Origin of the sequence: Histophilus somni 2336, assembly GCF_000019405.1 — a bacterium.
In the GTDB taxonomy this organism is placed as follows: Bacteria; Pseudomonadota; Gammaproteobacteria; order Enterobacterales; family Pasteurellaceae; genus Histophilus; species Histophilus somni.
The window spans coordinates 804369-830415 of sequence record NC_010519.1; the positions used below are offsets into that span (position 1 = coordinate 804369).

A 26047-nucleotide genomic window follows, 5' to 3' on the forward strand; every position below is an offset into this window, starting at 1 on the left:
TGTTGTGTTTCAGCAAGTTTGACAAATTACCACTGATAACCTACCGACACGGCACCGGATACTTTGCCTTGGGAATTGCTATTACCTTGCAGTTTCAGCATAACCTTACCGTTATCGCTGATGCGAGAATAACCAATCGCCAACGCACTTTCGCCATCATGTCCTGCCGCCGCAATCGCAACCATGGACTTACCCGGCATAGAGACTGATGCCAATGCTGCTGCCGCATTCGCTCCGGCAATACCGGCACGCAATCGGCGATCGGCATGATGTATTTGTGTACGTAACGCATTATTTTGACTGTCCACATAGTTTTTATTGACTGCAACAAATCCACTTGCATCAGGTTTGACATCCGGAATTAAAATTTCCCCACGGTTACCATTGATGACGATATTACCGTTATTGCCTGATACCATCAACCCTGCATGGGTTGCCATCAATGACGGTTCAGCGGCTTTGCCTTGTAGCTTAATGCCATCGAGGGTGTAACTTGCTGATTGACCGGCATGATTTCCTTTGCCCGTAATACGGGTACCCTGTGCATTTACAAAAGTTTCGCTGTCTGGACTGCTCGCTTGTAAACCGTTGCTGTTCAACACCGATTTTTTGCCATTGATTTCACGTGTCTCAAAAGAAGTCATGTTTTTCAACTGGTCGGACAGTTTGACGACTAAGCCCTTGCCGTCTGTTTCCACCTTGATATTGCCGGCGGCGGTGAGGTTGCTGTTAAACGTATCACCTTCACCTTTAATTGCTAAGGTTTCGCTGAGTTGTTTACGCACTTCAACACCATCATTGCCCTTAAACTTCAAGCCGGATTTCGCTACCGCCTGCACGTCAGCAATGGTGGCTACGTTGGTTAAATCCGCTTGGCTATCAGGTTTCACTAAGTCAGCAACTTTTTCATAACCCTTGTAGTTGGCTTCATAGTCAGCATTGGCTTTTGTTAATTCTGTCTGAGCCTCGGTTAAAGCAGTTTTTGCTTTCCCTAGATCTTCTTTAGCTTTTTCAAGCTGTTTCTTGTTTTCCTCCAATTGAGTTTGAAGTTTCTTTTTATCCTCACCCTCAGGCATGGCACTCATCGCCATTTCTAAACCGCTCACGGCTAAAGTTAAATCGGTTACTTTTTGGGCTGTAGTTGAAAGTTCTTTCGCTTTATCGCCTATTGCTTTCACTTTTTCCTCAACAGCTTCGGTGAGTGCAGTCGCTTTCTCTTGAGCCGCTTTTGCTTTAACCGGGTCAGTTTCAGGGGCAGGTAGTCCTAAACCACTCGCCACGTTATTCATCCCGATAGGTGTGGCAGTCGGTTCGGCACGAATAATGACTTTATCCGATTCCGGTGTAACTTCTTGTCCATCTTGAGAAGTATATTTTTTACTTTTTGCATCATACTTCGCCCCCTCTAAATCTTTAGGATCATAGAACTTACCATCACGTCCTTTGACAACTTTGGTATAGTCATCGCCCTCTTGGATATAGAAGTCAAACGGACGATTGCTGTCTAAGTCGGATACTTTTTCATCCACATAGTTTTTATTCGCCGCACTTGAACCGTCAGCCGTGGCATCTAGGTCTTTCAAGCCCATGATTACGCCTGTACCCGATTTACCGTCAGTGCCTTTAGCAAACGCCAGCGTAGCTCCCTTGCCATCTTGACCGTCCTCACCGTCAGCCACTTTCAAGCTCACGACATCTTTACCAGCCTTGTCCTTAATAGCAACCTCACCGGCTTTTACCTCGGTTGTGTGCTTGCCATTGCTTAAAACATTCGCTTCCGCCGTCTGATCATTGACCAAAACCTGATCATCGCTGACCACAGACATTGTCACGCCCTCAGCCGTTGTCACAACCGCTTTTTCCTTATCAGGATCTGTATTATCCGTGATGATTTGCGATGTCGCCGTTTGTGTATGAGCGTTACCTGCCTGATCTTTCAACACAATTTCATTGCCGGTAATGTTAGTAGTGTTACCGCTTTCGCCGTTAAACTCAGCAGATTTCAAACCTGTCAAGTCCTCAGTCGTACCAATCGTCACCACCGCTGTAGTGTTCGAGGTTTTGCTTGGTGTACTGCTTGCTGTGCCGGCTGTTGTCGTACTTGGAGCAGAACTTGTTGAAGATGTACTGCTTGTACCACTTCCTCCATCTGTACCTGCACCATTTGACGAAGTCGTACTTGAAGCGAACGTACTATCTGCCCCTACACTGCTATTTGATACAGTGTTTGTCGGTGCGGTTGTCGGAGTTGTACTGCTTCCGACAGTTGCACCTGCACCTTGTGCAGCCACTCCTGACGAACCAGACGTACCTACCGTAGCTGTACCATTTCCACCGCCAGCGGTACCTGCACCACTTGCAAGTGCAGAACTACCCGCACTTGGCTGTGTAGTACCATTTTGAGCTAACTCTACTTTAATATTCAAGCCAGCGTTAAATTTCAAGGTGTCGTTGCGACCAATTTGATAAGTTGTACCATCACTATTCGCCACATTGAATTTAAAGCTATCTAACGCTTGTTCAAGGTAGGACTTGGTGATTAAGTCGTTATCTTCCACCCCTTTATTACCATATGTTTGCGGTGCAGACAAAGTCACTTTGTTAAATGTCGGTGCGTCTTTAAAGCCGATTTCGATTTTGGCGTTGCCCTTATCATAAGTGTATTGCGTGATTAAGTTGCTACCGCTGTAACCATCGGTTGATGTTGGATCTACCGCACCTGTCCCTGTCGGCGTACCCAAACGCACAATATTAATGCTTGAGCCGAGATAATGGGTGCCGTTATTTTTACCTGTTGTAACATCACCACCGAACTTTAAGCCCTCGTTTAACTTCGCTCTTGTTTCGTCAATAGCCTCTTTCAATGTGGTTGGGTTCTTCTCTTTGAATGAGCCATCCACATTAGACAGATATTCAAAAATTAGCTCGTTAAATTTCGTTTTATCCTTATCAACCGCAACACCCAACTTACTCGCTAAATCCGCCAGTTGTTTACCTGTAACAGCTTCTTTTGAATCCTTATCAATTTCACCGTCTGCAAGGTTTGTGAGTTTTGAATCATTAAAGCTGATTTCTTTTTTAGCTTTGTCTAACGTGATTTTCGCCCCTTTTTCGTCTGTACCGCCCCAAATACTCGTTATATCTTTAAGGTTGTTCGCAAGGTTATGCTGGATTGAACCATTCTTATCTACAACGACTTCTATATTGTCATTTGTAGCTTTCTTAAAGTCCAAGCCGTCCGTTAGTTTGACGGTTTGCTTATTTGTGCTATTAGATTTATATGTCAATTTTAATTCATCAACATATTTTTTATTGACGGCATCATATTTATCAGTTGGATCTGCTACGAAAACTATTTTTCTTCTGTTTACTGCATTCCCTACCGATACAGCATTGGATACGCCTATTGATCTGTCTCCTAATACTATCGCATTTTTTATAGTATCATCTGTTTCTATGTGAGAACCTAATAATATGTTTTCATTTCCATCTACTTTGTTGCCCAGTCCTATAGAAATATTTTTATATCCTTTTATCTCATTATTTGAACCTATTACATAGCTTGATGTTGAATTTAAACCTATTTTATTTTCATCACCTAATACAAACGAGAAATTACCTTTGACATCATTTTCTTTACCTACAGCGACAGAACTTGTTCCTAATACGGTTGAACCCTGACCGATAGAGATTGCACCGCTATTAGACGCCTCAGAGTTATAACCCATGGCAATAGAACCCTCATTTCTTGACACGGCATTATGACCGATAGAAATAGAACCCTCGCCTATCGCTTGTGTTTTTGCGGAATCAGAAAGTTTAACGGATTTCTCCCCAGTGCCTTTTAGGTAGTCGACTAGGGCTTTGGCTTGTACTAATTCGCTTGTGCCTTCTGTTTCCTCTTTCTCAAGAGCAATTTCAGCAATACCGACATTTTCACCAAATGTAGCTTGATTTTTCCCTATATTCTCTCCTGTTACTTTTAAGAACTCTTTTCCTAAAGTTTCAGTCGTAGTATATTTTTTCAATTCATTAGCAACAGCACTTGATTTAATAGCTCTGTCATCGTTTTCATCAACGGAATTTGATTTGTTAAGTTTAAGTGTTATTGTTCCAGCATTTTTAGGATCTTTAGGATCTGTATCATTAGGTGTTACTTCTACCTTAATGTCTTTTTCTGTTTTATCTTTATTAGATTCTTTTCCTACTTTTGTATCTTCACCATTTATTGTTAAAGTTGCTCCTAATTGTAAGGTAGTTGTCTTACTACTATCTGTTCCCTTAAATGTTATACCTTTATTAACTGCTCCAATTAGACCTTCAATTGCACCTTTGAATGTTGTAATTTTGTCTGATTTATCAGAACCTTTTATTGCATCAAATGATAAATCTTTGAATTTAATATTTTTACTGTCAGTATTATCTACTTCAAGTCCTAATCTAGATACAGATAATTCGTGTAATTGTTTACCAGTTATAGCTTCTGTTGAACTACCATCAATTTTACCATCTGCCAATCCTGATAATTTTATACTGCTATTATCTTTAGTAAATGTTAATGAGTTTCCGCCAACTTTTAGAGTAGCTTTATCTGTTCCATTTTCTTTTTTATCAAACACTAAAGCATTGTCTGTATCTTTTCCAATAGTTGTTAGCCCTGTTGCTTGAACTCCATCATTTGTTGAATCTTTTTCAAGTGTTACTTTTTTATCATTTTCAGTAATTAACTCTATCTTATTATCTTCAAATTTCAATGAAGCCTTACCATCTTGTTTATTAATTTCAGTAAGTCCACTTAATTTAGATCCAGTTAATGTTACAACTGATGGTGTATCACCTGATGAGAATTTAATAGATTTATCACCTTTATTTAAAGTAATTTTTGTTTTGTCATCATTTTCAATTGACTCAATACCTTTTAATTGTTTATTTAATGATACAGTAAATGTTCCTTTATTTTTAGTATCATCAATACTTAAAGCAACATTAATATTATTTTCTCCTTTGATGATTACTTGTTTATCTGTATCACTATTTTTTCTTTCAAATACTTTACTAGGATTAGTACTTCCATCACTAAATTTAATACTTGCATCATTTAAAGTAGTTATTGAGCTATTAGTTGTAGTTATTGCACCATCAAGAGCTTTTAATGCATCACCTACTGTTGTATATGACTTTGTACCACTACCATTAGTTAATGTATAAGTAGGTCCTGTTGGTGTTCCGTCAGTACCTATCTTAGATCCTCCACCTAATGCTGTTACAAATTTATCTAATTGCGATTTATTAATAGCGTCATTGTCATCTATTCCGTTTGCTACATTTGAAATTTTAACTTTATCTAAAGTTTTATTTAAACTTAAAGAAACTCCACCAAGTTTTATAGTTGTAGTATTTTCACTAAATGTAATTCCATCGTTAGTATCTTTTCCTATTGATGTTATTCCTGTTAAAGTTTCTCCAAGCTCAATTTTTAAGCCTTCTCCATCTTTTGATACATAAATGTTTTTAGCTTGATTAGTAGTTGTTTCAGTTCCTTTAATTTCTATAACATTATTTACTTTTTTAGTAAAATCCGAAGAGTCATTTCCTTTTAATCCAAATGTAGTTTTGCTTATTTCTGTATTTATTTTTCCATCAGTTTCACCTTTTGAATATACATCTAATTTACTTCTCCATTTTGTTATATCACCATTAGATATATTTGAAGCATCTACTTTTGCATAAGTTGTTCCAGCTTCAGTTTTAGTTAAAATATCATCTATTTTCCCTTTAGATTCTCCATCAATTTTAACTGTTATTTTCTTATCTTTAATCTCAACATTAATACCATCTTGCCCTTCAACTTGTAATTTATCTGTTTTTAAATTAATAGTTGCATCGGCTGTACTTCCATCTTTTGATAGTATAAGGGAAGTTGAAAATCCTTGCATATATTCATAAACAGTTTTTCCTGTAACTGTTCCTTTATCATCTTTTTCAACTTTACCAGTTCCAATTAATGCGATTTTGTCTTTAGTTTCTTTATTTAAATCAATAGAAACTCCGCTTCCAATTACTGCTTTATCTCCACCTTCAACTTCTATTAATCCATTACTAACTAGATCACCTGTATTAAATTTATCAGCTTTTCCATCTAGCTTGTCAGTAACATATTTTTTAGTCGTTAATACATTGTCTTTACTTGTATCTTTTACTTCTTCACTTACTGTTACTTCTTTAAAGTTTGGATTTTCTTTTATACCTATTAATATATTTTTATTTCCTTTTTCATAATGTGTCCTAATATTATCACTTAAAAATTTATCTGTTTTCTTTGTTTGTTTATCTTCAACTGTTATAGTCCCAGCTTTTATTATCAAGCTATCTCCTAAATAGTGTGTTCCTTTTTCTTCATCACTATCTCCAGCTCCAAAAATAAAACCTTCATTAATTTTAGCAATATTATCATCTATCGCTTTTTTAAATGTTTTTGCTGTAGCTGGTGTTGAAGCAGTAATAGTTTTTCCTATTAATTGCTTAAATTCTGATTGTTTAAATCCTTTAGTTGTATCTACTTCTGCTCCTAATACAGTTACTCCTAAATGTCCAAATACATCTATTACACTATATAACTGACTTCCATTTATTGCGTGTGTTGAGCTTGCACTTATTGTTCCTGGTGCTACATGTGTAATAAGACGTTCTTTTCCAGTATCTCCTATACTTAAAACTGATTTATCATTTCCATGTCCACTAAAATTAATAAATTTAATACTATTTGTATCTGTTGTATATGTTGCTTCAGATTTTTCTTTTTTTGTCGCTTCTGACCCTTGCCCCAAGGCAATGGAGTTGCCGGCGTCGGTTTTTACTGTTGCACCTTGCCCTATCGCTACTGCACCGACGGCACTTGCTTCGGCTTTAGCACTATGACCAATAATCACCGCACTTTTTGCACCCTTGCCGGCGTTTGATTTTGCCCCAATAAGCACACTTTCTTTTGCAGTTTCAGCTATCGCACCATTACCAATCAGAATTAATTCTGTATTCGCACTTTTTGTTCCTTTAGTCTCCTCATTGGTAATATCCAATGCTTTAATATTGTTCCCTAACGCCACAATATCCGTACCGTTTTTGATTTTGTTTTTATTACCGATAGACGCTGTCCAAGCGGCGTTTTCAATTAAAGTGCCATCTGCTCCGTTTTTACCTTTCACAAAAACCGCACCGATAGCGATAGAACTTTTTGATTCTACTAATTTTGTTCCGCTACCGATCACAACAACCGCACCATTTGTATCCTTAAAGTTTTGCGTAACTGTATTATTAGACCCTAGCACAAATGAATTTTTTACATCAATGCTAACATCTCTACCTATCACAACCGCATTTTCTGCTGTTGCTTTCGTACCCATACCAATAGCGATAGCACCGTCAGCTGTTGCTCCATCGTTATTGTAATTGTTTTTTGACTCTGGGGTTGTCGGGGCTTTAACCGATAAAAAGTGTAATTTTGACGCTTCTAATTGCTTAAAGTTTACAACGTCATTTTCAGCTACTCCATCAGCAACGCCTGAAATTTTAACCTTATCGTCACTAGTTTTACTTAAACTTAACACAGCCCCGCCAGCTTTAATTTTTGTGCCACCATTGAATGTGATTTGATTATTTTCATCTTTACCAATAGAAGTTATACCTTTCAACGTACTATTTAGTGAGATTTCCAACTCTTTTTTCGTACCATTTTTAGCAGTTGTGGTAATGTTTTTGTGTGAATTTTCTTCTTTACCCTTAATATTTAATGCATCTTTTACAGCATATTCTCCACTATCAGCAGTTACCTTAAAACTAGTGGCTACATTTTTAAATTTATCATCCACATATTTTTTATTAACAGCCTCATTATCTGTTTTAGGAGCATTTGTAATAGTTACTTTTTTAAAGCTTGGACTATCCGTCATTCCAATCTTAAATATTGCTTTCTCATTACTTGACTTATCAAGTTGTACCTTTAAGTTTTGATCCTTATGAGTATTTCCAATATCTCCAGCTTTTATCTCCAATGTCGACCCTAAATAGTATTTACTAGTACCATTGTTATTAGTTGTTCCATCACTAAACTTATACCCTTGATTTATAGCCTTAATTGTTTCATCTAATGCGTCTTTAAAATTATCAGGAACACCTTTTTTACTTGTCGGAGTTGAGATATATTCTACAGCCGTAAATGATGATTTCTTAAACTGCTTATTATCAACTTCTACCCCTATCACATCCTTCGCCAAATCAGAAAACACCTTTGTTACAGCATATAATTGACTTCCGTTAATAGCGTCTGTTGAATTCTCACTCACATCTCCCGCTGCTACATTTTTAATAATACGTTCTTGGTTTGTATCTCCTACGCTGAAAATGGTTTTTTTACTTTCTTCTTTATTATCAGGACTTACTCCGCCTTTGAAAGTAAATTCAACACCATTTATTTCGGCTTTGTTTTTAGCCTCCTGTTTAGCTGTTACCTTAGATCCTTTTCCTATTGCTACCGAATCTTCTGCTACTTCTGCAACTGACGCTTTATATCCTATCGCAATTGAGTCTTTTCCTTTTGCCAGGCTTCCTTTGTAGTTAGATTCTTCTATTTCTTGCTCTGATAAATTAGCGACCTGATCTTTTTTTGCCATATCTGTCTCAACAGCTTGTGTAATTTCCTTTAATTTTGTTAATAATTTATTACCATCACCACCTTTTTCTTTTCCTAAGTCCTCAACAATTTTTTTAATAGTACTTGCTTTTGTTGCTATTTGGGAATTACTTTTTTCTAATGCTTCTAATTCCTTCTTAACTTTATCTAATGCTTCCTGTTTAAACGTTTCCTTGCCATTTACTTTTCTATTTAATAATTTTGCATATTCACCGGATAATTTAACATAACGTTCATAATTTTGTTTTGCTTCTTGACCTTGTGCTATTTTTGCACTATCGCCACTTTTCTGCTCCACACCAAAATAAGGCGTTAAATTATTTTGTTTATTATTTAAGTCTATTCTGGTTTCTAAGGCTTTTAATTGTGCAACGTTCACGGCGTCCGTATCTTGTGAACCGGCAGCGACATTTACCATTCTTCTCTCGTATCCGTTATATCCGACAGAAATAACCCCTACATTCGCTGAAGTTGGGATAATAATTGCTCCCTCGGGTGTATATGGATCGGACTTTGAATGTTCATAATCCGTTTTTGATTTATAACCCAGTGCCACTGAATTTTCTAAAGTAGCGGTTGCTTCATTCCCTAATGCTATTGAAGATTTTTCAAGGGCTCTCGTAAAACTTCCTAACGCAAATGCATTAGCCTCTTTTGCAAAGGCAAATCTTCCGATTGCAACGGTACTGTCTTCTTTGGCGTAAGCATATCTTCCGATTGATAATGCGTTGTCTCCAAGAGCAACAGTATACGACCCTATTGCGATTGCCCCTTGGTTATGTTTACCTTGATTGTCTTTTGATTGCTCAGCTTTTTCTTCTCCCGTTCCTCTTTGTTTTGTCGTTTTAGGTTTGATTGAAGTTCTGTTGTTTTGGATATCTTTTGTGTTTCCTAATTCATAAAATTTATCGAAAGAATATTTACCTCTATATTGGTCTCTATTTTTGTTATCAGTAAATGTTAATTTACTACTACCTTCATCTAATCCTTCTCCGGTAAAATTTTCATCCATCGCGATATTTGCCAATGCATAATTACCCATCGCCAATGAACCGCTACCCCCTGAGTATGAGTCCGATCCGTACACCATAGAACCCGAATTTACTGCCTGTACATTCGTTCCTACCCCTACAGATCTATCGGCATAGACATAAGAATTATTCCCGAAAACTAATGAATTTCTACCAAAAGCTATCGTATTTGTTCCTATCGCGGCTGAATAGTCTTGATAGGCAATCGCGTACGTTCCAAGTGCGGTCGAATAATCTCCATATGCAACACTTCTTCCCCCTATTGCTATTGAGTTATTACCCCTAGCCCATGTATGGGTTTTTTTGTTTTTATTAGTGTCGGCTAAATATTTTTTATATGCTTCTTCTAGATATCCATTATATTTTTCCATCCTTTTATAATCTTCCATCTGTTCAATGTTTGCCGGCTTTTCAATTGGATTTAAGTTTCCATTACTTAATTTTTCATAATATTGATCGCCAATTAAAACGTAATAATCACTATTATTATTTTTGGATTTTCTTATATAATATTTCCCTTTCCAACCAATAGTAAATCCATCTTCACTTTTTAAATTCCCATCATCATCAACATATTTATTTTTATTAGTTATTGCATCCATAACATCAGTATTTTTAAATAAACTACTATAATCAACAGCTGCATATTCACCTGTATAGTTAAAATTAGTCGCATTATTTAGAAATATATTAAATATTTCTTTAGGAAGTGGTTTAGCATTCTCACCGGAAATATTATCCGACCCTATAGCTATACTGTTAGAACCCCGAGCAACAGTATCATTCCCTAACGACACAGATTCATTACCATAAGAAAAGGCTCTATATCCCACTGCCGTTCCTTGGTGGCTGTCAGTTATATTCGTTGTAGTAAGGTTTTTACCTACAATAGCACGGTAACCTATAGCAGTTGCGTCATTACCTCCACCTACTGCACGCGATCCTATAACTACCGTTTTTTTGAAATCTTTATTCTTTAAAGATGTATTTGCACCCGTTTTGTTTTCACTATCGGCTAATAAAACAACTTCATTCGTGTTATTAACGTTACTTCTTTCATACCAAACAGACGAAGGCTTATTATCACCACTTCGTTCGTTACTAGGATTAACGTCAATCCACACATTCACCCCATACGCCACACTCGACAACAACTCACTCATCAATAATGCCAATGGCAGAATCTTAAACATGCCTAAAAACACACCGCACTTCGGCTGACGCCCCGACGCTCCCTCAACACGGCTCGCCACCTGACGGTTATTCGCTAATTCAGACACAACTTTCGTTTGACCCGTTGTTACATCGTATTTGGTTTTGAAGATTTTGTTCATATTCTTTACTCGCTTTAAAAATTATCTGTTAATTACTTATTAAGTGGTTATTGATCGAATCTATTATTGTTTATTTATTATCTCTTACTGATTATTTATTAAACTTTAGAGAGATAGGTTATAAACCTAAATAATAGGCGATGCCTTGCTTTTTAAGACAAAGCAGAAAAAGGCGAATAATACTTTCGCCAAAAGATTGAGGTTGAAATAGGTGATTTTTAAGATATTGTTTGAACATGTCCAACCTCTCAAAATTAACTTGAAAGGTTGATTTTAGGCAATATACTAGGCTGTAGGCTGTAGGCTGTAGGCTGTAGGCTGTAGGCTGTAGGCTGTAGGCTGTAGGCTGTAGGCTGTAGGCTGTAGGCTGTAGGCTGTAGGCTGTAGGCTGTAGGCTGTAGGCTGTAGGCTGTAGGCTGTAGGCTGTAGGCTGTAGGCTGTCATTTTTTCCGTTCTATTTTTTTGTTAAGTAAAAGTAAAATTTGTCGTATTTTATCTTGTATTTATTTGTAAGAAAAGCGTAAATTAATTATTTTAATGTCGGGGCGGATTATATCCGCTCTTTAATGTTTTGTTTAATGTGTTTGGTTTTCTGTTCGGGTTTTGACTTGCACCTCAAATAAAATTCGGAGAAAATATCGGCTTTTAGTCAGTATAACAAACGATCATGTCATATTCTCAACAAGTAAATAAACGTCGCACTTTTGCGATTATTTCTCACCCCGATGCGGGGAAAACAACGATTACGGAAAAAGTTTTACTCTATGGAAACGCTATTCAGAAAGCCGGTTCGGTAAAAGGCAAAGGTTCTCAGGCACATGCTAAATCCGACTGGATGGAAATGGAAAAACAGCGGGGAATTTCTATTACTACGTCGGTGATGCAATTTCCTTATCATGACTGCTTGGTCAACTTGCTTGATACACCGGGGCATGAGGATTTTTCGGAAGATACTTACCGCACTTTAACTGCAGTTGACAGTTGCTTGATGGTGATTGACAGTGCAAAAGGGGTTGAAGAACGTACGATTAAATTAATGGATGTTACTCGTTTGCGGGATACGCCGATTTTAACGTTTATGAATAAGTTGGATCGTGATATTCGAGATCCGATGGAATTGCTTGATGAAGTGGAAAGTGTGCTGAAAATCCGTTGTGCTCCTATTACTTGGCCTATTGGTTGCGGTAAATTGTTCAAAGGTGTTTATCATTTGTATAAAGACGAAACTTATTTATATCAAAGCGGTCAAGGACATACTATTCAGGATGTGCGTATTGTTAAAGGGTTAAATAATGCTGACTTGGATAGGGCAGTGGGCGAAGATCTTGCTCGGCAATTACGTGATGAATTGGAATTGGTCAAGGGGGCGTCGAATGAATTTGATCACGATTTATTTATTCGTGGGGAATTAACGCCTGTTTTTTTCGGGACGGCTTTAGGCAATTTCGGTGTGGATCATTTTCTTGATGGCTTGACTCAATGGGCCCCCGCTCCGCAAGCTCGTCAGGCGGATTGTCGTTTAGTTGAGAGTGCGGAAGAAAAATTAACAGGGTTTGTGTTTAAAATTCAAGCTAATATGGATCCGAAACATCGTGATCGGGTCGCTTTTATGCGAATTGTTTCGGGTAAATATGAAAAAGGTATGAAACTGAAACAGGTGCGTTTGGGGAAAGAGGTTGTGCTTTCCGATGCACTGACTTTTATGGCGGGTGATCGTTCTCATGCGGAAGAAGCCTATGCCGGCGATATTATCGGCTTACATAATCATGGCACTATTCAAATTGGTGATACCTTTACGCAAGGTGAAGATCTGAAATTTACTGGTATCCCTAATTTTGCACCGGAGTTATTTCGCCGTATTCGTTTGAAAGATCCGTTGAAACAAAAACAACTGCTCAAAGGCTTGGTGCAACTTTCAGAAGAAGGTGCGGTTCAGGTTTTCCGTCCGTTAACCAATAATGATTTAATTGTGGGGGCGGTTGGTGTACTCCAGTTTGATGTTGTCGTTTCTCGTTTAAAATCTGAGTATAACGTTGAGGCGGTTTATGAAACCGTTAATGTGGCAACAGCTCGCTGGGTAGAATGTTCAGAGGCGAAAAAACTTGAAGAGTTTAAACGTAAAAATGAACAGAATTTAGCGTTAGACGGGGGAGATAGTCTTACTTATATTGCTCCAACGATGGTAAATCTTAATCTTACTCAGGAACGTTATCCCGATATTCAGTTTTTTAAAACAAGGGAACATTAGTCTTTGATATGATAGACAAAAGAGCGGAGATATTTCCGCTCTTTTTTGTTGTTTAAATAGAGAAGGTTACTCGGTTTAAATGCGATTTAAAGCGTTGTGCCTATTTTCAACTCGCATTAATACTCTTGAACTTCTTCGTGTTTTCCTACCGCACTTTTGATGGTTAATTGCACTTCAGTAGAAATAATTCTATCGAGAATATCGCTAATGTCATTTAATTTCTCCGTTATAGCGACGCCATTTTTATCAAAATATCCGTTGGATCTTAAGCTACCGATAAAAGCGGAAAAGACGGCTTTATCGAAAAATTCCGGTGCATTAATGCCATGCAATACAGATAACCGCTGTGCAATAGATTGGCTTTCTTTCTCTAAAGTCGCTTTGGCAATATTCGGGGTATCTTGCAAGATACTGACGGTAATATAATAACGTTGTAAAATTTCTCGAACTCCCGCCATCCATAACTGTAAAACTCTTACACGTTCTTTATTGATTGAAAGAAGATTTTCTGCACACAGAATTAATTTTTGACGTGTAAATTCCTCAATAATTTTTTCAACATATTCATCTAATTCATCTTGTGAAAAGTGTAAAAATAATTCCTCTTTTAAGAAAGGGTAAATTTTTCGAGCTGCATTTGATACCAACTCTTTTTGTATTGCACCATGATGAAAAATGATGCTTGCAATTAAAGAAGGTAAAACAAAAACATGTTGGATATTATTACGATAATAGGTCATCAATACTGCTGCTGAACGTTCTAAACGCAACATTTCACCAAAATTATCTTTTTCTACGATAAGTCCGACTCGTTCTAAGTTTAATACATGAGTGAGCATTTCTTCCGGTGTATCAGTCGGTACAATAATATCGTTGGAATAAGGGGCGTGTTGTAAAAAGCGTTGATAACTTTTCAGTTGTTCCAACAGTTGTTCACGAGATAAAGCACGTTGGCGAGAAGACAAAAGTGCGGTGCCCGTTAAGTTCATTGCATTAATTGCCGCTGCTTTGTTGATATTGATCATGACTTGATTTGAAATGGCATTAACTGCAGGGTTAAACCATTGAGAATGATCTTCCAGCTGGCTATCTTTCCATTCAGGAAAATGTTGATTTAAGTAATTACTTAATGTGATAGGTTCGGCAAAATTTACATAACCTTGCCCTAAATTGCGTAATTTGCGGATAACACGCAAGACCAAACCGGCGTTTTCTTTCTCTTTTGCCGCCCCCCGCAATTCTTTTGCGTAAGTATCTACCTCTAATACATGCTCATAGCCTACATAAACCGGCACAACGGAAATTGGTCTGATTTGGTTTTGTTGTAAGGCTTGTACAGTCATAGACATCATACCTGTTTTCGGGGCAAGTAAACGTCCAGTTCTTGATCGACCGCCTTCAATAAAGAATTCCACAGAGTAGCCACGGTGAAATAATTCTGCTAAATATTCACGGAAAATGGTTGAATATAATCGATTTCCTTTAAAGGTTCGGCGAATAAAGAATGCACCTCCTCGACGGAACATCATTCCCACCGGCCAAAAATTGAGGTTAATACCTGCGGCAATATGTGGAGGCACTAACCCTTGATGATATAGCACATAGGACAATAACAAATAATCAATATGACTGCGATGACAAGGAATATATACAATTTCATGTCCTTCTAACGCTAATTTACGTACACGTTCCGCATTTTGGACATCAATTCCTTGATATAATTTATTCCATAACCAGCCTAAAAAACGATCTGCAACACGCAATCCCTCGTAGTTCACATTGGCGGCAATCTCATCCAATATCTTATATGCTTCTTTACGTGCTTTTTCTTTGCTGATTCTCTTACTTTTCGCTTCATCTGCAATGGCATTGAGAATTGTCGGTGATTGTAATAATTTATTAAACATTGCTTGGCGATTAGGTAAGCGAGGACCTGTAGCGGACATTCTTTGTTTGGCAAAATGGATTTTTGCCACTCGAGCGAGTTTTAAAGCAATACTTGCATCTGTTCCATATTCATCAGCCATATAGCGTAAAGAAACCGCTTGTGAAAAACGCACAAAAGTATCACGCCCAAACCAAATAGCCACAGCTGTTTTTTGGATACTATTTAATAAACGAAGTTTTGGTAAGCCAACCTGCTTTTCATGACCCGGAGAACGCCCCCAAAGTACGGAAACAGGCACTAACTGTACATTTAAATCAGGTAAAGAGCGGTGTAATTCAAGGTATTTTTCAACTATCTGAATAGTCGCTGACTTAGCACCTTTCGATTTAAAAAAACGTCTACCTTCGTCTAAAAATACATAACGAGGTAAACATTGCCCCCCCAATTCATTCTCTTCTAAGGGATCAGGCAATCCTACGCTTAAGCAATTTTTACGGATAATAATTAAATCTGTTTGTGAAGTGTAAGGTAATAAATAAATGATCGGTTGGCTAATATCTAATGATAATTCTTCGATAGGTTGTTGCGGTATAGGGTTATTTTTAACTAAAAAAGAGAGAGGGACGGACAAAAGATTACGATAAAAATTAAGAATACTTGACATAACAATTTCCATTAACTTATTAGGTTGATTGGCTAATGAATACTATTCTAACAAAAAAAATATTTTTTTATTAATAAATTAATTTATTGAAACTAAAGATTGATGTAATTTTATTTCTGTATATAATATCATATATTCTGTATATAAAAACAGGGGTTAGTATGAGTTCAATAAAATCATTAACGACACGACAACAGGAAGTTTTCGATCTAATAAAACGTCATATCGAAAGTACAGGAATGCCTCCAACTCGAGTGGAAATATCTAAAGAATTGGGATTTCGCTCTCCAAATGCGGCTGAAGAACATTTAAAGGCCTTGGCCCGTAAAGGTGTAATTGAAATTGTATCTGGTGTATCTCGTGGGATCAGGCTATTAACGGATATAGAAGAACCGGAAAATGAAGGACTTCCGCTGATTGGGCGAGTTGCCGCCGGTGAACCAATTTTGGCGGAACAACATATTGAAGCAACTTATCAAGTCGATGCTAATATGTTTAAACCGCAAGCCGACTTTTTATTGAAGGTTTATGGGCAGTCTATGAAAGATATTGGTATTTTAGATGGTGATTTGTTGGCTGTTCATAGTACAAAAGACATTAGAAATGGACAAATCGTTGTTGCTCGAATTGAAGATGAAGTAACAGTAAAACGCTTTGAGCGTAAAGGTTCGGTTGTTTATTTACATGCGGAAAATGAGGAATTTGAGCCAATTGTAGTAGATCTAACTCAGCAACCTTACTTTGAAATTGAAGGTATTGCCGTTGGCATTATTCGCAATAATGCTTGGATGTAAACATGACATCATGCAGTAAATTTGTTATTTAAAAACGAGTAGCGGAACAAAAATAAGCCAACAACTATTTGTTGGCTTATTTTTAACTATCTAGCATAAATCTCAGCTTCGGCAAAAAAATAGGCAATTTCACGTTGTGCATTCTCTAAACTATCCGAGCCATGAACGGAATTTTGGGTTTGATTAATAGCAAATTCATAACGTAATGTGCCATTTTCTGCTATTTCCGGATTAGTTGTTCCCATAAAAGTGCGGTAGTCTTTTACCGCATTTTCTTTTTGTAACACCAAAACAACTATAGGGGCAGATGTCATGTATTTAACCAATTCAGTAAAAAACGCTTTATTGCGATGTTCTGCATAAAAACCTTCCGCCTGTTCTTGATTTAAATGCAACATCTTCATAGCAATGATTTGAAATCCTTTGTCCTCTAAACGAGAAATGATGTTACCTATTAAATTTCGTTCAACTGCATCGGGCTTTATAATCGCTAAAGTTTGTTCTAATGTCATAGGTCTCTCCATTATTCAGCTTTATTTAATAAAAAATTCGCCAAAGTTTGTACACCGATTCCCGTTGCACCTGTTGCCCATAAGTCACTTGCTGATTTACGATAAGTTGCCGAACAATCAATATGTAACCAATTTTCTTGATAATTTTCTACAAAATAAGATAAGAATGCCATTGCCGTACTTGCACCGGCACCCATTGGAACAGTCCCAATATTGGCAATATCTGCAAAGGATGAACTAATTTGGTGACGATGTAATTCGTCAAAAGGCAATCGCCAAAACGGTTCTTTTGTACTCTTTGCACAATCGAAAAACTGTTGAGTGAGTTCGTTATCCATTGAAAGTATCGCATGATAATCATTACCAACCGCTACTTTTGCTGCACCGGTTAAGGTTGCACAATCAAGAATAAATTTAGGCTTCGCTAAATCCGCATCAATTAAGCCATCGGCAAGTACCAAACGCCCTTCGGCATCAGTATTAAGAATTTCCGCACTGATACCATTGCGGTAGTGAATAATATCACCTAATTTTAAAGCGTTGTGGCTCACCATATTTTCAGCACAACATAAAAATAGTTTAACTCGTTTGTTAAGCCCTCCGGCTATTGCCATACCTAATGCACCCGTTAATAGTGCGGCACCGCCCATATCTGTTCGCATTGTACTCATGCTATCACTTGGTTTAATGCTGTAACCACCACTGTCAAAAGTAATTCCTTTACCGACTAAACAAGCCAGTACCGGTGCATTTTCATTTCCGGTAGGATTAAAATCCAGCTGTAACATAGCCGGTAAATTTTCTGAGCCTTTACCCACTTGCCAAATCCCTTGATAGTTTTTTTCAGCAAGTTCTTGTCCGGAAATAATCTGAAAAGATACCGCACTTTCGTCAGCATAAAGACTTGCTTGTTCGGTGATAAATTGTGCCGCACGCTTTGCAAGTTCAATAGGGGTGATAATTGAAGAGGGGAGATTAATAATTTCACGCACAAAATCGCCACATTGAATTCTTGCCAGCAATTCAGCTTGTGGCTCGTCCTCTAAATGAGGAAATTCAATAGCATAATCTTGTTTAGCGGTATAAAAGCCTTGATAGAATGCCCAACAATTTTCTAAATCCCATTCTGATCCAATAAGTTCAACTTCTTTTATTCCTTGGGTGCGTAATTTTCGAGCGGCTTTTTGAATTAAAGAAATGTCTTGGTTACGTGTCGGATGATGAATGATGGCTTGATCGTGAGTAAAACTGATTAAAGCTTTTTTTCCCCATTGTTCTTTTGCTGGTGAAATTTCTATTTTAATTTGCATACTTTATCCTTAAATTTACTTGATAAAAAAACTGATATAGATGGCACTATACCAGTTTTTATTGAGGTAACAAGAATGAATAGGGAGAATAATCAGAAATAAAGTCTAATTAGCGTAAAAAAGCAGGAATGTTTTTTTCATACTCTGCGATTTTATCTTCATGTTGCAAAGTCAATCCTATATTGTCCAATCCATTTAATAAGCAATGACGACGAAATTCATCTAATTCAAAATGATAAATTTTATTTCCCGTTGTGACGGTTAAATTTTCTAAATTTACATGAATTTCACAACCTTTATTTTTCCATACCCATTGAAAAATTTCTTCCACTTCTTCTTCATTCAAACGAATGGGCAACATATGATTATTCAGGCTATTATTATAGAAAATATCAGCAAAACTAGGTGCGATCATGACCTTAAATCCATAATCCGCCAACGCCCAAGGTGCATGTTCTCTAGATGACCCGCACCCTAAATTTTTGCGTGCAAGTAAAATCGTTGCACCTTGATACTCGGGAAAGTTCAGCACAAATTTAGGATTAGGTACTGTACCTTCCTCATCAAGATAACGCCATTCGTGGAATAAGTGTTTTCCAAAACCCACTCTGGTAATAGCTTGTAAAAACTGTTTTGGGATAATCGCATCAGTATCCACATTTGCGGCATCAAGAGGAACCACTAAACCTGAATGTTGTTTAATACCAGCCATAAATCTTCCTTAATTTAATTCCATATAACGAATATCAACAAATTTACCGAAGACAGCCGCTGCCGCTGCCATTGCCGGACTTACAAGATGGGTTCGTCCGTTACGGCCTTGTCGCCCTTCAAAATTACGATTACTGGTCGAAGCACAACGCTCCCATTCACCAAGTCGATCATCATTCATACCCAAACACATAGAACAACCGGGATTACGCCATTCAGCACCTGCCGCAATAAAAATTTTATCTAGCCCTTCTTTTTCTGCTTGTTCTTTGACCAATCCTGAGCCGGGAACAACAAGTACTCGTTTTACGTTATCTGCTTTTTTGCGACCTTTCATTACTGTAGCTGCCGCACGCAAATCTTCAATGCGGGAATTGGTGCAAGATCCGATAAATACTTGATCAACGGAAATATCTTTTAAATCAGTTTCCGGAGATAAGCCAATATAAGCTAAGGCTTTTTCTGCGGAGGCTTTGGTGACGGGATCTTGCATTTCTGCCGGATTAGGTACTTTCTGATCAATACCGATAACCTGACCTGGATTGGTTCCCCATGTTACTTGTGGAGCAATGTCTTTTGCGTCTAATATCACCACAGTATCAAACTCTGCACCTTCATCGGTTTTTAAGGTTTTCCAATATTCTACCGCACTTTCCCAGTCTTTTCCTTTTGGTGCATAAGGACGATCTTTCAAATAAGCGAATGTGGTTTCATCAGGTGCAATCAGTCCGGCTTTCGCTCCCATTTCAATTGCCATATTGCAAACTGTCATTCGTCCTTCCATTGACAATGCACGAATAGCTTCACCACAAAATTCAACAACATGACCGGTTCCCCCTGCCATTGTGGTTTTACCGATAATGGCAAGAATAATATCTTTGGCAGTAATGCCTTTTGCGACTTCGCCACGTACTTCAATTTTCATACTTTTGGCTCTGGCTTGTTTTAGTGTTTGCGTTGCAAGAACATGTTCCACTTCCGATGTACCGATACCAAAAGCTAATGCACCGAAAGCCCCATGAGTTGCCGTATGGGAATCACCGCAAACAATCGTCATGCCCGGTAAGGTTAATCCTTGTTCCGGTCCCATAACATGTACAATTCCTTGCTGTTTACTGTTCATATCAAACAAAGAAATTCCTGTTGCTTTACAATTTTTATCTAGCTCTAAAACCTGAATTTTCGCTTGTCCTGTTAATTTGTTTACGTCACGCACTTGAGTAGAAATACTATGATCCATTGTGCCGAAAGTTTTATTCACTTGACGAACCTGACGACCTGCTACACGCAATCCATCAAAGGCTTGAGGTGAAGTGACTTCATGAATTAAATGACGATTAATGTACAAAATCGGCACTTCTCCCGGTGCTTCATGTACAATATGAGAATCAAATAATTTTTGGTAGAGTGTTTTTTTCATATTTATTCCGTTAAGTTTTTTTCACTAATCAGGTAAGTGCGGTAGAAAACGAGAAATTTTGGCTAAATTTACCGCACTTTATTTTTCATTCACTATTGCTTAAATTGCGTTTGCAATTAAGTTTCCCATTTCAGCTGTGGAAATTGGCGGATGTTCATCTGCTAAATCTGCGGTTCGATAACCTTGAGAAAGAACCTGTTTCACTGCGTTTTCTATTGAATCCGCCTCTTCATTTAAGTTAAAGCTATAACGTAGCATCATGGCAGCAGATAGAATTTGAGCGATTGGGTTGGCAATGCCTTTACCTGCAATATCCGGAGCAGAACCACCTGCCGGTTCGTAAAGCCCAAAACCATGTTCATTTAGACTGGCAGAGGGTAGCATACCCATTGAGCCGGTAATTATTGCCGCCTCATCAGAAATAATATCGCCAAAAATATTAGAGCAAAGTAAGACATCGAAAAATTCAGGTTGTTTGATCAATTGCATTGTCGCATTATCAATATAAATATGATCCAATGTTACGTCAGGATAGTTCTTGGCAACCTCATTGACCGTTTCACGCCATAATACCGAGCTGATTAATACATTGGCTTTATCAACAGATGTTACATGTTTACGCCGTTTCATCGCTGTTTCAAAAGCAACTTTAGCTATACGTTCAATTTCATATTTGTAATAAACTTCTGTATCAAAGGCACGAGTTTGCATTCCCTCTCCATCTCGTCCTTTAGGTTGACCGAAATAAATGCCGCCGGTTAATTCACGAACAGTCATCATATCAAATCCTTTGGCGGCAATATCCGCTCGCAATGGACAAAATTTTTCTAAACCTTGGTAAAGTATGGCAGGACGTAAATTACAAAACAATTTGAAATGTTTACGCAATGGTAGTAGTGCACCTCGTTCAGGCTGCTGATTAGGGGGTAAATGTTCCCATTTTGGTCCGCCTACCGAGCCGAATAAAATTGCATCACTTTCTTCACAGCCATTTAATGTAGAAGCGGGTAAAGGCGTACCATGATTATCGATGGCTATTCCTCCCACATCAAAAGTGCGGTAATTTAATTTGAAATTATATTTTTTTTGCACTGCATCCAATACTTTTATAGCTTCCGCCATAATTTCAGGACCGATACCATCCCCACTTAATACTGCAATAGTATAACTTTTCATGATTTTTCCTCTTTACATCAACTTTACTGTGAAATTTTATGCGATTTTAAATCTGCCACTTTATTGGCACGATAAATGGCATTGATTGCATGAATTAAGGCACGAGCCGAAGATTCTACAATATCCGTTGCCAATCCGACACCATGAAAACGTCGCCCTTTATGTTCGACAACAATATCCACTTGTCCTAAGGCTTCTGCTCCCTCACCTTTTGCAGTCAGGTTATAATGCAACATAGTTATATCCATATCTGTAATTGCTAAAATAGCGTTATAAACGGCATCAACGGGACCATTTCCCCCATTTGAAACTTGGCTAATTTTTTTACCGTCCAGTTCAACTTGCACAAAGGCAGAAGCCGGTAAATTACTGATTGTTTGAGAAGTAATAACATCCAAACTTAGCCGATCTTCATCACCCTGTTGCATATCAATAAATGCCAATGCTTCCAAATCATAATCAAATACTTGCCCTTTTTTATCGGCTAATTTTAAAAATGCGGCGTATAATTTATCCAAATCATAATCGTTTTGTTGATAACCCATTGCGTCCATATGGCTTTTTACTGCAGCACGTCCTGAACGAGCGGTTAAATTCAATTTTTCTTTTTTCAATCCGATGGTTTCCGGTGACATAATTTCGTAAGTATTTTTATTTTTAACCATACCGTCTTGATGAATACCTGAAGAATGTGCAAAAGCATTTGATCCGACAATAGCTTTATTCGGCTGAATTGGCATATTACACAACTGGCTAACCATCTGACTGACACGATGAATTTCTTGTGTATTAATTCGTGTATCTAAGCCCTTAAATATATCTTGACGTGTTTTAATTGCCATGACTACTTCTTCCAATGCAGTATTTCCTGCACGCTCCCCAATGCCATTAATGGTACATTCAATTTGTCTTGCACCGTTTTGTACTGCGGTCAAAGAATTTGCAGTCGCCATGCCTAAATCATTATGGCAATGCACCGAAATTACTGCTTTATCGATATTCGGCACTCTGTTCATCACTTGATCGATGATATTACCGTATTCGGTTGGTAAACAAAAACCTACCGTATCCGGAATATTGACTGTTGTTGCACCCGCTTTAATTGCTGCCTCAACGATACGACAAATGTTGTCAACACCTGTTCGACCGGCATCTTCGCAGGAAAATTCCACATCATCGGTATAACGTCTGGCACGTTTTACTGCTTGTATTGCCATTTCCACGACATCATCAAAAGTGCGGCGTAATTTAGCTTCGACATGCAAAGCGGAAGTGGCAATAAACGTATGAATACGGAACGCTTCAGCTACTTTTAATGCGTCAGCCGCAATATCAATGTCTTTATCCACTGCACGGGATAAGGCACAAACACGACTGTTTTTTATATGACGAGCAATGGTTTGAACGGATTCAAAATCCCCTGCTGATGATACTGGAAACCCCACTTCCATTACATCAACACCTAAACGTTCCAACGCCAATGCAATTTGTAATTTTTCTTTTACTGTTAAACTGGCTTTTAATGCCTGTTCACCATCACGCAATGTTGTATCAAAAATAATAATGTTGTTTTGCATAACTCTTTCCTTCTTATTTTGTATGTTGCCATCTGCAAAGTGCGGTGCTTTTTTATTGATTTTAGATACAAAAAAACCCGCATTTTACTTGTGCGGGTCAACTGACATGTTTAACTATATTTCTTTGTTCCACAATTTATCCGCACAAGAAATGTGATAGTCGTAAATTGAGTAACAGAGAAAGAATGTCAAACATAAAATATCCTAAAAATAAACCAAGATGGGTTTATATTACGAGTTTAAAATAATGTGTCAAATGATTTTTTAGAGTTTTATACCAAATAAAAGGTTATTCAAAACATAAGGTTAATACATAAAACTAACTTTTAATAATTTAATAGTGTTAAAATCCACGTCATTAAAAAATTTTAATTTTTTCTACCGCACTTTAGCTCTTTCATAGTAATGAACGTAAATTTGTGTTTTTTTGGGGGTTCTAAAAAATAACTTATCGGCGTTTTTTGAGTTGATTTTGTTTTAAATCAAATAATCCTATCATATACAACTAAAGAGTTATGCTTTTAACGTTTCATTTTTTACACCATGAGTATAGCTTATGATAGAATGCGTCTCCGAAAATGTTTAAATAACTTCTTATGCAAAATAATCATCTACAACTGGAACAACTTGCCTGTCAGCGTGGCGATAAGATTTTGTTTACTGACTTAAATTTAGATGCTAAGTCGGGAGATTTTGTGCAAATTGAAGGACATAATGGCATAGGAAAAACCAGTCTTTTACGAATTATTGTGGGACTTAGTTTCCCTGCTAAAGGTAAAGTGCGATGGAATAAGATCGAAATTAATAAAAATCGTGAAGAATACCAGCACAATTTACTCTATTTGGGGCATCTTGCTGGAATTAAGCCTGAATTAAGTGCTTGGGAAAATTTACAGTTCTATCAAAAAATTGGTAATTGTCGACAAAGCGAGGAGTTACTTTGGGATATTCTACAGAAAGTGGGGTTATTGGGTCGAGAAGATTTACCTGCAGGTCAACTTTCTGCAGGACAACAAAAACGTATTGCATTAGCAAGATTGTGGTTATCAAATGCGGCATTGTGGATTTTAGATGAGCCTTTTACAGCTATTGATAAACAAGGTGTCAACGTTTTAACTCAGTTGTTTGAACAACATGTGGAAAATGGCGGTATTGTGATTTTAACCAGTCATCAAGAGATTCCGAGCAATAAGTTGCAAAAAGTGCGGTTAGATCAATACAAGTTTTTTGATCAAGGGAATATGGCATGATTTTTGTACAAATTATCAAAAGAGAGTTAAAAATTGCTTGTCGAAAGCAAGCTGAGATCTTAAATCCTTTATGGTTTTTTTTGATTATTTTAACCTTGTTTCCTTTGGTTATTGGTCCGGATCCTAAGCTATTAGCTAAAATAGCCCCCGGAATAGCTTGGGTTGCCGCTTTGCTATCGGCATTACTTTCATTTGAGCGTTTATTTCGTGATGATTTTGTGGACGGTTCTCTTGAGCAATTGATGTTGACAGCACAACCTTTAGCGATGACCGCCTTGGCAAAAGTCATTGCACATTGGCTTTTAACCGGGTTACCGTTAATTTTACTTTCGCCCATTGCCGGACTATTACTTTCATTGGAGTTGCATATTTGGTGGGCATTAGTTTTAACATTGTTGTTAGGAACGCCAACCTTGAGTTGTTTGGGAGCCATTGGTGTGGCACTTACGGTAGGGTTGCGTAAGGGGGGCGTTTTGCTGAGTTTATTAGTCTTACCTCTATTTATACCGGTATTAATTTTTTCTGCCGCTGTTTTAGATGCTGCAACATTAAATTTATCTTATAACGGGCAACTCGCAATTCTGGGAGCTATTTTTGTTTCAGTGGCAACACTTTCACCTTTCGCCATTTCAATTGCGTTAAGAGTGAGCTTAGACCAGTAATTAACTTAGTGAAGATTTGTTTTTTAAATAACATAGTAAGGACAACATGATGTGGAAATGGTTACATCCTTATGCAAAATCGGAAACACAATATCACTTATGTGGTAAGTTTGTTCCTTTGTTTGCAACAGTATCTATACTTTTATTAATAACCGGCGTAATTTGGGGGCTTGCTTTTGCACCGGCTGATTATCAGCAAGGTAACAGTTTCCGTATTATTTATATTCATGTTCCGGCGGCAATTTTTTCTATGGGAATTTATGTGTCTATGGCAATTGCCGGAGTGATTGGTTTAGTTTGGCAAATTCGCCAAGCGTATTTGAGTATTCTCGCTATGGCACCCATCGGTATTGTGTTTACTTTTTTGACATTGGTCACTGGAGCAATTTGGGGTAAACCGACTTGGGGAACTTGGTGGGTGTGGGATGCTCGTTTAACTTCTTCCTTGATTTTATTCTTTTTATATTTAGGCGTTATCGCACTTTACTCTGCTTTTCAAGATCGTTTAATCGGTATGAAAGCAGCAGCAATTCTTTCTATTGTGGGGGTAGTCAATATTCCGGTTATTCATTTTTCTGTTCAGTGGTGGAATACCTTACATCAAGGGGCAAGCATTACAAAATTTGAAAAACCTTCCATTGCAACACCTATGTTAATTCCGCTTATTCTCTGTATTTTCGGTTTTATGGCATTAACAATGTGGTTTACTTTAATGAATTATCGAACCCAACTGTTAAAAGATGAGAGCAAACGCCCTTGGGTTAAAGCATTAGTAAAATAGGAG

The 26047-nt window shown here is 37.5% G+C and carries 13 protein-coding genes; 5 read left to right on the forward strand and 8 right to left on the reverse strand.

Annotation, left to right across the window (positions count from 1 at the left end; genetic code table 11):
- Nucleotides 1-26: 26 nt before the first annotated feature.
- On the reverse strand, nt 27-11051 hold the full coding sequence (locus tag HSM_RS03630) for a YadA-like family protein (protein WP_012341537.1): 11025 nt from the start codon (nt 11049-11051) through the stop codon (nt 27-29).
- Nucleotides 11052-11718: 667 nt separating this feature from the next.
- Between HSM_RS03630 and prfC the strand changes: the two genes are divergently transcribed.
- A complete protein-coding gene (prfC, locus tag HSM_RS03635) occupies nt 11719-13299 on the forward strand; it encodes a peptide chain release factor 3 (protein WP_012341538.1) in 1581 nt (526 codons plus the stop codon).
- 116 nt (nt 13300-13415) lie between these two features.
- On the opposite strand, the gene plsB is transcribed toward prfC, so the two are convergent.
- Nucleotides 13416-15851 carry a glycerol-3-phosphate 1-O-acyltransferase PlsB gene (gene plsB / locus HSM_RS03640; RefSeq protein WP_041605031.1) on the reverse strand — a complete coding sequence of 812 codons (2436 nt, stop codon included), beginning with the start codon at nt 15849-15851 and terminating at the stop codon, nt 13416-13418.
- Between the two features lie 161 nt (nt 15852-16012).
- On the opposite strand from plsB, the gene lexA reads away from it, so the two are divergent.
- Nucleotides 16013-16645 carry a transcriptional repressor LexA gene (gene lexA, locus HSM_RS03645; protein WP_011608542.1) on the forward strand — a complete coding sequence of 211 codons (633 nt, stop codon included), beginning with the start codon at nt 16013-16015 and terminating at the stop codon, nt 16643-16645.
- 86 nt (nt 16646-16731) lie between these two features.
- Here lexA and ndk read toward each other — a convergent pair whose 3' ends face one another.
- The 6 genes from ndk to leuA all read right to left on the reverse strand — a co-directional run bounded on the left by ndk (nt 16732) and on the right by leuA (nt 23351).
- Nucleotides 16732-17157 (reverse strand): nucleoside-diphosphate kinase, encoded by a 426-nt coding sequence (gene ndk, locus HSM_RS03650; RefSeq protein WP_012341541.1) that lies wholly within the window; start codon nt 17155-17157, stop codon nt 16732-16734.
- Nucleotides 17158-17168: 11 nt separating this feature from the next.
- Nucleotides 17169-18467: an aminopeptidase PepB gene (pepB, locus tag HSM_RS03655; RefSeq protein ID WP_012341542.1), complete on the reverse strand. Its 1299-nt coding sequence runs from the start codon at nt 18465-18467 to the stop codon at nt 17169-17171.
- A 109-nt stretch (nt 18468-18576) separates the two neighbouring features.
- On the reverse strand, nt 18577-19179 hold the full coding sequence (leuD, locus tag HSM_RS03660) for a 3-isopropylmalate dehydratase small subunit (RefSeq protein ID WP_011608545.1): 603 nt from the start codon (nt 19177-19179) through the stop codon (nt 18577-18579).
- A 9-nt stretch (nt 19180-19188) separates the two neighbouring features.
- Nucleotides 19189-20598 (reverse strand): 3-isopropylmalate dehydratase large subunit, encoded by a 1410-nt coding sequence (gene leuC / locus HSM_RS03665; RefSeq protein ID WP_011608546.1) that lies wholly within the window; start codon nt 20596-20598, stop codon nt 19189-19191.
- 99 nt (nt 20599-20697) lie between these two features.
- Nucleotides 20698-21774, reverse strand: a complete 1077-nt coding sequence (gene leuB, locus HSM_RS03670) for a 3-isopropylmalate dehydrogenase (protein WP_012341543.1) — start codon at nt 21772-21774, stop codon at nt 20698-20700.
- Between the two features lie 23 nt (nt 21775-21797).
- On the reverse strand, nt 21798-23351 hold the full coding sequence (leuA, locus tag HSM_RS03675; protein WP_012341544.1) for a 2-isopropylmalate synthase: 1554 nt from the start codon (nt 23349-23351) through the stop codon (nt 21798-21800).
- 596 nt (nt 23352-23947) lie between these two features.
- Between leuA and ccmA the strand changes: the two genes are divergently transcribed.
- From ccmA to HSM_RS03690, 3 genes are read left to right on the forward strand one after another with little or no spacing between them, the layout of a single operon-like run.
- Nucleotides 23948-24601 carry a cytochrome c biogenesis heme-transporting ATPase CcmA gene (ccmA, locus tag HSM_RS03680; protein ID WP_011608549.1) on the forward strand — a complete coding sequence of 218 codons (654 nt, stop codon included), beginning with the start codon at nt 23948-23950 and terminating at the stop codon, nt 24599-24601.
- Nucleotides 24598-25263, forward strand: a complete 666-nt coding sequence (gene ccmB, locus HSM_RS03685; RefSeq protein ID WP_011608550.1) for a heme exporter protein CcmB — start codon at nt 24598-24600, stop codon at nt 25261-25263. The genes ccmA and ccmB overlap by 4 nt, the downstream gene beginning before the upstream one ends.
- Nucleotides 25264-25312: 49 nt before the next feature.
- On the forward strand, nt 25313-26044 hold the full coding sequence (locus HSM_RS03690; RefSeq protein ID WP_041605032.1) for a heme ABC transporter permease: 732 nt from the start codon (nt 25313-25315) through the stop codon (nt 26042-26044).
- Nucleotides 26045-26047 lie beyond the last annotated feature (3 nt).